The 12,983-nt window shown below is 42.7% G+C and carries 9 protein-coding genes and 1 pseudogene; all 10 read right to left on the bottom strand.

Annotated elements, in window-relative coordinates:
• Positions 1-16: 16 nt before the first annotated feature.
• The 10 genes and pseudogenes from FD723_RS39140 to FD723_RS39100 all read right to left on the bottom strand — a co-directional run bounded on the left by FD723_RS39140 (position 17) and on the right by FD723_RS39100 (position 12,779).
• Entirely contained in the window at positions 17-442 is a 426-nt protein-coding gene (locus tag FD723_RS39140; protein WP_179070525.1) for a hypothetical protein, read from the bottom strand.
• 450 nt (positions 443-892) lie between these two features.
• Positions 893-2,659 carry a type IV secretory system conjugative DNA transfer family protein gene (locus tag FD723_RS39135; RefSeq protein ID WP_179070524.1) on the bottom strand — a complete coding sequence of 589 codons (1,767 nt, stop codon included), beginning with the start codon at positions 2,657-2,659 and terminating at the stop codon, positions 893-895.
• Between the two features lie 143 nt (positions 2,660-2,802).
• Positions 2,803-4,257 (bottom strand): hypothetical protein, encoded by a 1,455-nt coding sequence (locus FD723_RS39130; RefSeq protein WP_179070523.1) that lies wholly within the window; start codon positions 4,255-4,257, stop codon positions 2,803-2,805.
• A gap of 17 nt (positions 4,258-4,274) precedes the next feature.
• Positions 4,275-5,108 carry a hypothetical protein gene (locus tag FD723_RS39125; RefSeq protein WP_179070522.1) on the bottom strand — a complete coding sequence of 278 codons (834 nt, stop codon included), beginning with the start codon at positions 5,106-5,108 and terminating at the stop codon, positions 4,275-4,277.
• Entirely contained in the window at positions 5,105-6,949 is a 1,845-nt protein-coding gene (locus FD723_RS39120; RefSeq protein WP_179070521.1) for a TrbI/VirB10 family protein, read from the bottom strand. The genes FD723_RS39125 and FD723_RS39120 overlap by 4 nt, the downstream gene beginning before the upstream one ends.
• Before the next feature lie 17 nt (positions 6,950-6,966).
• Positions 6,967-7,752: a hypothetical protein gene (locus tag FD723_RS39115; protein ID WP_179070520.1), complete on the bottom strand. Its 786-nt coding sequence runs from the start codon at positions 7,750-7,752 to the stop codon at positions 6,967-6,969.
• A pseudogene (locus FD723_RS44320) lies at positions 7,751-7,861 on the bottom strand (four helix bundle protein); the annotation flags it as partial. The gene FD723_RS39115 and the pseudogene FD723_RS44320, both read right to left, overlap by 2 nt.
• 23 nt (positions 7,862-7,884) lie before the next feature.
• Positions 7,885-9,036 (bottom strand): hypothetical protein, encoded by a 1,152-nt coding sequence (locus FD723_RS39110; RefSeq protein ID WP_179070519.1) that lies wholly within the window; start codon positions 9,034-9,036, stop codon positions 7,885-7,887.
• A 69-nt stretch (positions 9,037-9,105) separates the two neighbouring features.
• Positions 9,106-9,837, bottom strand: a complete 732-nt coding sequence (locus tag FD723_RS39105) for a hypothetical protein (protein ID WP_179070518.1) — start codon at positions 9,835-9,837, stop codon at positions 9,106-9,108.
• Positions 9,838-9,875: 38 nt separating this feature from the next.
• The gene (locus tag FD723_RS39100) at positions 9,876-12,779 is read right to left on the bottom strand and encodes a hypothetical protein (RefSeq protein WP_179070517.1); all 2,904 of its coding nucleotides are present in this window, start codon (positions 12,777-12,779) and stop codon (positions 9,876-9,878) included.
• Positions 12,780-12,983: the final 204 nt, after the last annotated feature.

Below are 12,983 nucleotides of genomic sequence, written 5' to 3'. Positions count from 1 at the left end.
AGCTGAGGTAGTTTTATTAAATAAAAAATTTAACCTCTTCAAGTGATAGAGAGGTTGAATTTCCATTTTGATGTTTGTTTTGACTTAGTTCTATTTGGCTATTTTTGAAATTTTGATTTATTTCGCTTAGTTGTTCGCTTTGGTTAGCAATAATTTTTAACATTGCTTCTAGCTTGTCATCTAGTCTGGATATTTTAACTTCCATTAATGTTAGTTTTTCTTTTGCTATAAATATTTCTTGATTGATTTGTTGGTGCTGTACATTAATATCCTCACAAGTTTTATGCCATTTTTCTAAGAATTTGGTTAATTCTATTAATAGCGTTGTCGAGTTGTAGGTCGTAGTTTGTGACTTTTTCAGAATATTCAATAAGTCGTCTAACTTTCCGTTCAATATCTCTTCTATACTCAAGTTGTTGTTTTTCTGCTCTGTAATATTCATTGATAATTGCCTCGTAAGAGAGTTTAACTTTATATTCTGAATTCCACATACTATATTGAGGGAAACTAATGTCAATTAAGTTTCCTTGGCTTCCTGTGGCACGGTTGAAAATAATATGTATGTTTACTCTTTGATAAGGAAGTAGATATGCAACATATTGTTGTTGTTCAAAACCAATTAAATTTACATGATGTTTGATTAATTCACCATAGTTGTTAGCATTTATTTCAATTTCGATTTTATCGATTACAATCTGTCTATGTAGCCCATGAAGTTTCACTCTTGGTCGGAGGATAAACTGTTCGTCAAAAGAGCTAATAATTGAATGTGCATTCTTGCTATTTACTTGATGTGAACTAATTAATTGACCTTTTTGGTGATAATTATTTATTAGCTGAATTATTTTTCTCTGAGTGATATTTTCGTCTTTGACGCTACATTGTATCATTTTTAAAAAAAGCTCTTGTATGCATCAACAGGCAACGGTGCATTGCCTGCTTGTACGGGTGCTTGTGGGATAGGAAACTTCCGATCTACTTCCTTGACTCGCAAATCTAAATCTTCCTGTGTGGGCTTTTTCTGGGTACTTTTCCTAGCAAGCTCCTTAATGACTTTATCCCACTTAGTATCGTTTTCTTGTTCGAGTCCGATAATATATTTCGGGATTTTGATTTTTTTTAATATTGGTACTGAACCCTCATTTTTATTACTATACGCAGGGTTGATAAATAGACATTTACCAGGTGGTAATTTGAGGAATTGGGCAGGCTCGAATAGCTTCCGAGTCCGTTCTTGTTCGCTGATAGATGTGCTAGACCTACCCCCTCCCGTTGAGCGAGATTTTTGTTTATATTTAATTTCCTCTTCACCTAAATATGCAGAAAATAGTCGTGCTGATTCTTCTTCACCAGGATTAAAAACAAATTTTGTGCCGCACGCACCGAGGATGGCTTTAGAGATTTCCCTACCATAAATCTTTTCAAGCTGACCCATGTTTTGCCAACCAAGGATACCGCAGAATCCTTCGGAACGAGATTCGTTAAGCCATTTAAATAAATCTGGAAGGAAAATACTTGGCAACTCGTCAAGACATACTACTAATGGGCCATCTTCCTTGCGTTTTTTGGCGATACTGCGGGAAACTACCATGTGGAGAATGCTAGTCATCAGTGGGCTGACAGCATCGCGGCGTTCGCGGTCTAACCCGAAGATAATCATCTGTTTGCGTTTTACCTCCAGGGGAAGGGTTGTTTTACCGACAAAGCATCCCAATGTACCCCTTGCCATGAACCGGGTGAACATCAATGAAGCGCTACCAGCAATACCCGCCACGGTTTTTTCGGAGCCAGCCGAACTAAATAATTGACCAAAAGCTATCTTAATCCAGGGGTTTAGTGCTGCTGCCATCAAGCGTTCGACCATCTTCTCACTGGAAAGTATTGCCGCAGCCGTCATAATATCAGCGCGATCGCCAAACTCCTTGGTTAACATTAAGATAGCCTGCGTCAACTGATCGCCCGCAGGGCCAAAGAATGCATCCTCAGATGCATTACCCAACAGGCGGAAGTTCTTGTTAATTACTGTAGCTAACTGCCGTGCGGTTTCAGCATCGGAGGAATCGCGCAGGAAATCGATTGGGTTACATACCTCCGATTCGGGGAATCCTGGTGCAAATACGTGTACGTCATACCCCTTTGATTTGGCATAACTAGCGATTTTGGCTTGACTGGCATACTTAAAGTCGTATAGTACAATACCAAACCCTTGGTCAATTGCTGAGTAAATCATCGGGTTGATAGCCGAGAATGATTTACCGCTACCAGGTGCGCCAATTACAGCAGTTCCGCGTTGGACATCGGGGACATAAACTGGTACTCCCCCACTCCCATTGGATGATTTTTGACCTTTGTATCTATGTACTCCGATATACAGGCTGGCACTATCACACTTAGGAGCTAAGATTTGCTTCAAGGCTTTTTTCTTAGCTTGGGCGGTTTCCTTTGCTCCGCCCCAATAGCTAGTAGCAAGCTTGCCTTTTTTACCGTTACTAAAAAGCTGTAAAAGCAACATTAAGCCAATTCCCCCTGCAAGTAGTAAACCTTGAGGTGACATGAGCTTATCTGTATATTTACTAAAGTCAGTATTGCTATTTTTATGAGCAGCTTTTACTTCTCTAACAGTCTTAGTTTTAGCAGTTGCAAACAGATAATTAGTCATATTAATCTGTGTTAATTTGGCATGAGGAAATCGAAGAAATATGCAATGAAGTGAAGTTGCATATTTCTCCGTTATTTGTGTGGGGTGTATTCTCCAAGTCAAAAGTTAAAGGCAAGAGGATAAATTCTTCTATGATTGCCTTTTTACTTCTTTGGTATGGTGAGGGGTGTACCAAGGATAATTGGGTCTATCTCGCGGTAGGTGAAGAAGGGAACTGGGCCAATGAAGTAGGGCGAGCAGCCCAAATCAACCCAACCCCGCTTGCAGATACGGAAGAACATCGCGGTGGTGATATTGCCGTCCGCTTCGTTAATATCCCAAATGACTTGTTTAAATGATTTTCCAAAGGGGTGACGACCTGTGGGTTCTTTCCCACCGTTGAGGCTGCCCAAGATGCCGAATCCGCCTTTAACGTTTTGGTCTTTACCAGACATCCATTGTGCGCCAACGATAGTCTCACTGCCCGAAACTTCGATATGACCACACTTTTTCTCGCACGGGACATTAAACCCAGCTTGATAGCTACCGCTTATTGACTTCCAGCGTCCGCTTTCAAGCGAACCGAGGGGTAAGTCTACTTTGCCGATAAAGCTAACATCGGGGATGGGAACACTGGGGAACTGATCAAACGGTACATCTGCTAATCCCGGAACCTTACTAATTGTTGTGTTTTGCCAGTTAGTAAAGTCCTTTAGCTGTGCATCCTGAATATTGAGGATGCTGGTTAGTTTATACTTATCAAGTTTGACGTACTTACCGAGTTCCACTTCTCCCAGTTCGGGATAATTGTCTAGCACTTCACCAACAGTTTGGTAGCTTGCGGTGCTGCCTGTAACTTTGGTCACTAGTTCTTGAATTGGTGGGATGGCTCCAACTTCTGAATCTTCAAGCTTGGGAATTGCTTCGGTGAGGTCTTCGAGTGTTTGCCACTCTAGTGTCTCAAAATCTGACAGTTTGAGATTTTTGAGGTTAATTCCCGTGATGTTGGCGATATCTTCAAGCGTAAAATCTTCAATATTGAACTCAGTTGCTTCAAAATCGCCCAGTTCCATGACTTCGGCAAGGCTTTGTCCGGCACTCCAGGTGCGTGTCTCCTTCATCCCAGGGTTTTTGATATTAGGGAATTCAACGCTGCCAGCACCGCCAAATTTCATATTTTTGAACGTGATACTACTCCAGTCAGGAGTAGGTGCGCCGTTGACGTATTTAGTTGCGACGGGCTGTGGCTGTTTGGTTTGTTTTGTTTTATCTATCGAAGTGTTCAAATTTGAATACTTTGATGGAACTGTTTGAGCTACTGCTTTCTCACCGAATAGGAGACTGCCGATATTGTAGCTACCTCCAAACCGGATTAACCCGTGTAGGGCAAGTCCTGCAATAAGTCCTGCTACCATCAGGTAGCGTAAATTATTAAATTTTTCCATCCGATACTCAAGCGCTCGGTTGGTTTTGTTGTGAGTGGTTTCCTGACTTGCAGCTCTCACTGGTACGATGGCTACGCCCGCCGTTCGCGTAGCGTCTCGCAGAGAAGGCATCGCAGTTACCTCGGTTGTGATATCTAAAATTTGGTTGTTGGAGGTCAGATTTTCGTTATACATCACTCGTTATTTAAAAATTATTGATTCAAGAGAAAGTTTGTTTTACCTGTATCTGGTGTTATGGGAGTGTTATTGTGCTGTGGCGGTATTTCTAAGAAGCGCTTTCCGCCTAGCAGCATGAGTTTTTCAACCAACTGCATTGATACTCCGGTGCTGCTGGCGGCGACAACAAGTTCCTCTCCTTGCGATCGCAACTCAACAAGTTGGTTCAGACGCTTCCAAAGCTTGCTATCTGTAGTAACCCACTGATTTTTAAGGGCAACTTGCATTCCTTTAGCGATATGTCTGCTATCAGATAATGCGGTGTAACTGACCTTTGGTTTTACTTCTTCAGGTTTGCTGGGAGTATCGCTAATAATTTCAATTTGGCTGTACTCTGGTGTGCCACTGCCCGCTACAATCCGAAAGTGATAGCTTTTCCTTGTTGACCCAGATTCGGTAACTACCGTCATGTGCGCCCCGTAAGAAGCTTGTGGTAAACCGGGGATTTTGACTGTCTCGATGCGGCGAATGTGAATTAGTCCTGCGCCCGTACTGTTTCCAGAACACTTACCCAAGCCTTCAAGACATCCGTCTACATCAAAAACAAACCTAGATGGGTCATCCAGCCAGATTTTTTTGATGACTTCTCTGGTGTTGTAAAACGATATTGATACCCCATGTCCGGGCCACACCTTAACTGTCTGCAATTGGGCATTTTCCCCTGACACCTGGGACGCTGCAACTTGACGGATAGTATTTGCCAGTACAAGTTGGTTTGGTGCAAGCACGGAGGCAATGGTGAGGCACCCGCTAAAGGCGATCGCCTTTGGCATCATTAAACTAAAGTCGGCTATATATCTGAGTTTCACAGTTTGATTGACCTATCGACTTTGATTGTAATTTTGGTGTCTTTAGGCACATACCAGACATTGGGACGGCGGTTGATTTCGTCAGTGGCACGTTCTGTCCGCTTGCTGACTGTTTCGCCAAGTTTGCTAAAGGCACCTTCAAGGAAGGCAGCTCCCAAGTTGCGGTTGTTATTGCGGCTGCGGGTTCTTGTCCCACCTAAAGGCAAATCTTCTGTGACTTGTTCATCTGGCTGGTTGATAATTTCCCCTACCTTGGCAATACCAGCTATTGTTCCTAAAGTGGTATCGTATTTGGCTATTTCAGATCCCTTGTCGTCGTAGGGTCTGGCGGCTAGGGGGGAACCTGCTTCTCCCAGGACTGATATCGTTCCGGGTGATAGGGGGTATTCGGTTCCGTCTTTGAGAATAGCCGTGACTTCGGCACGCACGCCTGATGTGCTATCAACCGAAATCATAGCGATAGTTACCTGCGTTCCTGCTGGAATGGCTATTTCGCCAGTATTGCTGTAAAGCGGCTCGTTCAACTGGGCGACAAACCGTAACGTATTTGTCTGCTCTTGGGAACGACCGTTATTGCTGATTTGAGGCATAACAAGCGGAGTTACGAGGGTTGCACTTGCAAACGAACCGACAACTAGATACTGTGGTTGTGTTTCTTGAAGTATCTGTGCTTCTTCTGGCAGGTAGTTATTTGCAACTCGTTCGACTTGCCGAGGGAGATTGTTTTCTTTATTACCAGCAAAACTGGATTCTACGGTTTTCTCTTTGCCAAGTTCTGAGCTAGTTTGTGGTTCTTTTACCGAGAAGCTATAAATAACTGGTACGGCTTGATTGTTCTCTTCGTCACCAGTATTGCTATACTCTGGAGTATTGTCGTTTGTGTTTACAGGTTCCCAACGCGGCCGTAGTTCTTCAATTTGACTGGGAGTGTTGGTAACTGTTTCGGTATTCTCGCTGCGGCGGTTACGGCGACGACGGGAGCGACTGGTATTTTGTTCTGCTGGGCGTAATGTTTCTTCAGTTTTAGCTGTAACTTCTTGTACTGTTGTGCTTGTAGGTTCACTTACAGTGGTACTGGCTAACATATAATCAACCCGACCAACCGAACCCAGGCTACGCAGGCGTTCGAGTTCGGCTATTGGGTCTTTGGCGACACTCTGGTTGCTGGCAACTATTTGTTTGGCAAATTTTGGCAGGGGAGCGCTAGGACGCAGGGGTGGTATTGGCTGTGAGGCAACTTCTCTACGTCTTGGTCTAACAGTTTCGGGTGCTTCTTCTCGGTATACACGTCTTCTGGAAGTAGGGGGAGTTTCTTGAGCGACTACCCTTCGTTGTCGAATAGAACGTGTTTTCTCTTTGTTTTTAGATTGTTCTTCTTCAGTACCTTCCTTTTTCTCTTCTTTGTCTTCCGTCTTGCCTTTACCATTTAGTGCATCAAGTTCTTCCTGTTGCTTGGCAAGGGCAAGCTTGGCATAAACATCCCCATCTTTTTTCTCAGATGCCGCAACCGTGGGAGTGGGGGTAGGGGTTACTTCTGGTTTTTTGGCATTTTTACCACCCCCATTCATCATGCCGTTGAGGACAACAAATATAACTAGGAACCCAGCACCGAATGCACCACCAATAATTCCTAATCTTGACCAGGGGGATGTGACAAAATCGTGTTTAGTTTGTATTAATGCGGGGTCTTCTACTTCCAGTTCATCTTCTTCAGCTACCTCATATTGTGAACCCTCCAGTTCATCTTCTAAAGGTTTTATATCTTTACTCTCGATTGGTAAAAGACTATCTACGGAAGATAATTCATGCTTATTTAAAGCCTCATCTTGTAGCTGTAACATATTTTGGTATCTAATTACTAATTATTTTCTTTTTTGCCGAGGTTATAATCAACAATTTGAGTAATTTCTAAACCTGGCTCTCGTACTAAATAAATTTTTTTATCAAGTTCAGTTGGCTTGGCTGGTAACTTGGGAGTATCGATAGCTTCGACAGTAATTGTTTTGTTAAAGGCGATTCCTTTACCTTGATTTTCATTTCTATCAAAGCTTACAAGCGTACCGATATAATCAACCTCCCACTTTCCATCCTTGATTTTTCTGGGTTCAGAGATATGGCGGGTGACGAGTGAGACTTGAACTTCACCGTTAAATACGCCATTTGGAACTATCTCTGCTAACTTTTTGAGGAAGTTTGCCCGAAAATCTTGATTTTCAGATAGTGCAAATGCAGCTTCCCAAGCTCTAGTCGGAATTCTTTTTCTACTATTTTTTGTTGTTTGAACATCTATTCCTTTATCAGGTTTGGTAACGTTTTCGCCATTCTCTGTTGCTTCGATTATTCCGTTCCAACCGAACATTTTAATTATGCTATCTGAGATAAACCGTTTGATAGTTTCGTCTTCGCGTTCGTTGGGAGCAGCAAATTTACCAGGTGAAATAGAGCCATCTTGGAGTTGAACAACTGTCATGCCTTTGACATGACGATTTGTACTAGAACTCATACCAATATTTACAATTTGCAATAGGATAGATAAGATAGTTCCTCCTGCTGTTATGGTGATTGCCATTGCAATAGGTGTAGAGGTAGATTGACCGTAACTGAGGAGGCGGGCTGGTTGAGATTTAGACTTAGGTTTAAGCATATATTTCCGATTTAGGGAACTCACTACTAAATTGACATACTAATAAAATAAACTGATGTGCTTTTTGCCAAACTATCAAATATTGAAATGTCTTCGCTGACTCCTGAATTCTGACTCCTGAATTCTGACTAATTACTTTTTAACTTTAATTTTGGAACTAACAAATTTGGTGGCATTGACAGCAACCGTAGCAGTTGTACTTGCTCCACCAGTAGCGATTCCTGCGGCAATTTCAGATCCAAATGCTACTGTTTTACCTAATCCTGTCCAAACAGCTATTCCACCACCTGCGGCTAATGCAGATGAAAGGATAGGAGAAACCAACCCAACAAAAAGGAGAAATATCATCGGTTGGTTTTGTTCGGAATTAGCAATAAGTTGTCCGCACAAACCAATAATCATGTTGAAGCAAAGTTTTGCCATTCCAACGGTGAAATAACCAGTTAGCCAAGCAAAAATAGGTTTCGCGCCAAAGGGGAGTAGTGAACCGCCTATTGCCAATGGGCCAAGCAGGGCAGTTAAAAGCATCGTGAATTCGATACCCCACTGGTAAGCGTTATTTAGGGCGAGGAGAATGACTGCGACAAATCCGGTGATCATCGAGCCGATTGTACTGGTGATAGAATTACCAATCTTTTCGGCAATTTGACCGGGGGAGAGGTCGTTGAGCGCATCTTTGGCATCAGATAAAGCCTGAAGTGGGTTAAATTCCCAACTACCGCTATCGGGGGCTTCTCCTTTGAATAGATCGGGCGCAGAGGTTTTGAGTTCTGCTTCTGCTTGTTGCAAGCAGGTGATTGAATCTTGCGTGTTACCAGGGATTGAGCGGCATCTTTCCATTGCCGCCCCTACTTGCTGCTGAAGGGCAATATTGCCGACTGCGCGATTGAATGCTACTTCTAGGTTGGCTCCGGCAGCGGTAAATTCAAGAATGTCACTATTGACAGTATTAATGTATCCTCGTATTGCGAGTGTTCCACTTCTGAGTAAAGTGCCATTGTTAGCTAGTAGCCCGATAACCAGGATAGGCCATATCCAACTGGAGAGGGCTTTCATATCTTCTTGATTTATCCAGTTTTTGCCTAACTCAACCATAAAAAGAGTGAGTGTGGCGATCGCAAAAAACTGACCAACTTTGCACATTGAGCCATACAAACTGCCGTTGAGGGTTTCTTGCCAAAGTTCATTGAAACCTTCAGCTACTAGTTGCGCTCCAGCGGCGGCATTTTCTAAAATGTCTTGTCCAAAAAATGGGTCGGTTGCAATTATGAGGTGTTCTAACATAGCACTTGGTTAACAGGCGTGAAGGTTTGGTCATCTCTGCAATTGAGATGACCAATTGATTAGGGTGAATTATTCACCTGCTGTAGTTTTGAGACTACTAAACCCGCTGATTTCGATGTACTGGGCACTGATACCGTCCATCATCAGGTTTTGACGACGGCGATCGCTTGCCCCCTGTTCGGCAAGTTGAGATAGCATCAGGTTAGTTTGCTGGACATCGTGCCGTGCTTGCAGTCCGTCGGTGCGGGATTGTCCCAACATTGAGACAATTTGCGAGTTTTGGGCAGCAATTACCTTGAGAATGTTTTGTGAAGCATCCATTGATTGTGCAGATTCCGCAAGTTCTTTGGCCTCAGCTACAGTTTGTTCAGTTGCTTCTATTTCATTTTTGGTACGTTCCTGACCGATTTCCCCTAAGACGCTTTCGACTGTGGCGCGGGTGGTTTCTCTCTCCAGTTCGTTAGCTGCACCTACAGCACCTTCAACTGTGTTACTTTCATTCCAGTTACCCTTTTCCTTGAGTTGCTCTTTGAGCTTTTCTGCTGAATTTACTGGGTCTGGCATATCCATACTGCCAGTCTGAATAGCAGTTTTAGCTTCGCCTTTCATCCCACCCCATTCATTAGCTGCTGCGGTGAGTTCGTTTTTGGTTTCCTCAAAATAGTTATTGAATTTGCCTAAAACCTTGAAGAAATCGTCAATTGAAAAGGCATAGCTGGGTGCTGTACCGAGTAAAGTAATCAGACCAATTATTGACCCGATTATTGCCCCTTTCTTAGTAAACTTGAACTTTGGCTTCATACTTTTGGTGGATAAAATAACCAATGTGGCAATTAAAGTTAAGCCACTTGTTTATGATTTATTGATTCTTCATTTTCCAAACCCAGGTTATCTGTTAGTTTTTCTTCTATAATTTTTGCTGGCTTTAATCGCTTATTGTTATTGTTATCCAGTAATTGTTTTGCTTCTTCGCTTAACTCATCTCCCCGAAGCATCTGTATGTATGCCTCAGAAAATCTCACCATACCCAGCATTGGATTATCGGCATATTTATTGAGGAAGAGAGTGCGTAATTCTTGCTCATTCGGGTTATTTGCTACTGCTGCAAGTAAACAATAAGCAGGGTAATATCTACAGAAGGTAAGCTTGCCATTATCGTCAAGTAACCACTGTGAGTAGATACTTTCGCGTTTTGGGAAGAATGCTTCGGTACTATTACGCGAAATAATTTCATAAGGGTATTTAAACCTGTTAACAAATGGGTCAACAGCTGATGTTTGAATCCGACCAATAAGGCGGGTAGTGATGTTAGCAAATATCTTGGCAGCAGACTTACTTTGGAAAATACTTTCTGGTTCTTGGGCAGATAAAATTACACGTATACCTGCTTTCGCACCGTTGGCGCAGAGTCTACCAATTAGCTCGGCTATGCTGTCAAAACTGAATAAAATCGGCGCTTCATCTAAGAAAAATATTGATACTTTAGATGATAAAGCTCTACGTAATGCTGCGGAATAAGCGCTAAGGGCAAGGACTGCGGCATCAGCTTCACTCCCAAGCGATCGCAGTGCGAATACCAGTAGTCGCGCATCAGTTCTAAAGCTAGATGGATTGGCGATTGATTGTCCAACTCGTGAGTTCAGCCAAAACTTTAATCGCAATCTGATTTGATCAAGGGCATCAAGAATTTCTTTACTATTATTGGTGATTGAATCAAGTTTGATAAACCCAGGCGAACAATAATTATAGAAATCCTTAAGTGTGGGAATATCTGCCCATTCACTTGTTCCTACTCCATTTTCTAGTGCAAGTTTATATCGAAGTTTGATATCCTCATCGTTGTAGAAAGTTTCAATTGTGATTGTAATGATACTCTCGATATTTGATATCATTGTGGCACTTACCCCTACAGGGTTCGTCCCTAGTACCATTATCATTAATGTTGATTTCAGGAATTCCTTGAAATCAGTCATCCTTTCCTTAATAACTTCCGGCTCATACCCCCTTAAATCAGGTAATTCAAATAGATTGTTCGACTCTTTACTAATATCGAAATATGCCCCTTCTTCTCCCATGAATTTGGTATAGTCGGTAAACGTGCTAGTACCATCGGGTTTGGGATAATCAAGTGCAATTACGGGAATGTCTTGAGCCAAGGCAGGTGTTAATAGACCTGCTACTAGGACAGATTTACCAGCACGGGTAGTACCGAAAACAGCGAGATTTTTGTGCTGGTTGTACAAGTCGAGATGTACTGGGGTTCCTCCCTCTTCAGCAATCAGCTCGAACCCAGATTTATCTCCCGTAGCCGTTCTGACTATCGGCATGAGTCCGGGAACTTCTGATGAGAAATAGGGGAGGCGACGATTAAAGGGTCTTGTGAGTAGGTTTTCCCAAACAATAGGTACACATTGTAACCATGTTTTCCAAGCATACTCGATTTCTCTATCAACTACGGCAGGCCGTAAGAAGCAGCTAGAAAGGTATTGGCAAGCTTCATCGAGTTTTTGACGACTATGACGATGGACACAAAAAACAACAGCAGTGTGGATGGGCAAACTGCCTCTGAGGATAGTTTCTTGTGCCTTAACTGCCTCCTCGATGTTCATATTGGCTTTTACGTCAATTGACCCCTTCTCGGAAGACATGGCGCTGGAGGTAATTGACTGTTTGGTAATCCGTTGAAGAGCAGTTTTGGCGAGTCCCTGGTTAGCTTTAGATAACTGGCAAATAATCTCAGTGTCGGAGATTTTTTCTTTGGATATTACCTCCCAGAGGTATCGAAGCTGGGCGTATTCGTCTACCCAGCCTTGGGGCTTTTCGCTAAACTGGAGAACGCCGATATACTTGTCTTGCAATCTTACCCAACTGCGATCGAGAAACGGGACAGATTTCTCATTCTCCAGCATCAGGTGGCGAATGTGGAAATCGCTGGTTTGAACTTCTCGAAGCCCCTCTTCATCTAATATGAGGGGATTGGGAACTTTGGGTGCGTCGCTACGGTTAAACTGACTCCAAAGAATTGACCATACTTCCTCACTTGTGACTGCTCGTACTGAAAGCCCCATCGAGTTTGTAAAAAGTTGTTCCCACCGTTGGAACCCAGAGGTAAAACTATCCCGTAAGATTGTTGCGATTCGTTCTTGCCGAACACCGTGAATTTGACCAGTAAATTGGAACCAGGCATTTTGCAATTGTTTGATAGTTTTTTCAATTGCATCATTTGAGCGACTGTCTTCAGAAGCAAGGACGCTATAGGTACACCAGAAACGTAAAAACTTATTTTTACGGGTTCCCGCTTCAGTGAGTTCTCTTGCTCGTAGACGTTCCGATCGCACTAATAAAGTTAATTGCTCTAGATCACATTTATCCTCTATCTTTTTTAATTCCTGCTGCCGGAGAAAATCATCAGTGAACGAACCAAGGTGAATTGTTAAGGTTTCTCGTTCGGGAAGTTCTTTGAGTCCGCCTTCAATATTTTCAAAAATGGGGAGAATCTGTTCTTCGGGCAAGGACGGGTGAATTCCCTGTACGTCAAAGCAGAACTTGATTTGAATATCCTCTTTTTTCTGGAGAATAAGTGCGCCGATATCTCTACGACCAGCAAGCGAGATACTTGCAATCCCGGCTAAATGGGTAATATCCTCAAAGGGTGTCAGATTTTTGACAACACCTAATTGTTCGGTATCGAGAGATTTTTTACCAATTTTGTGCTTTATTTTTGTTGAGGCGGTCGAACTCATAGCCTGTAGTTTCGTTCGGTGATATTTATTAATGAAGAATTCAGAATAAGAAAGTGGGGGATTCATACTCGCCACTAATTGTTTTGCACCAAATTGAGAATTTAGTAGCGAACTTAAATCCACTTATTCATTTGCCCGTTGAGTCACCAGTTCCCTACAGAGGGAAGCCCTCTTTCAGCACTGGATTTACTAGTCACACAGAAT

Source organism: Nostoc sp. C052 (assembly GCF_013393905.1).
Taxonomy (GTDB): Bacteria; Cyanobacteriota; Cyanobacteriia; order Cyanobacteriales; family Nostocaceae; genus Nostoc.
This window is presented reverse-complemented; position numbering and strand designations above follow the sequence as displayed.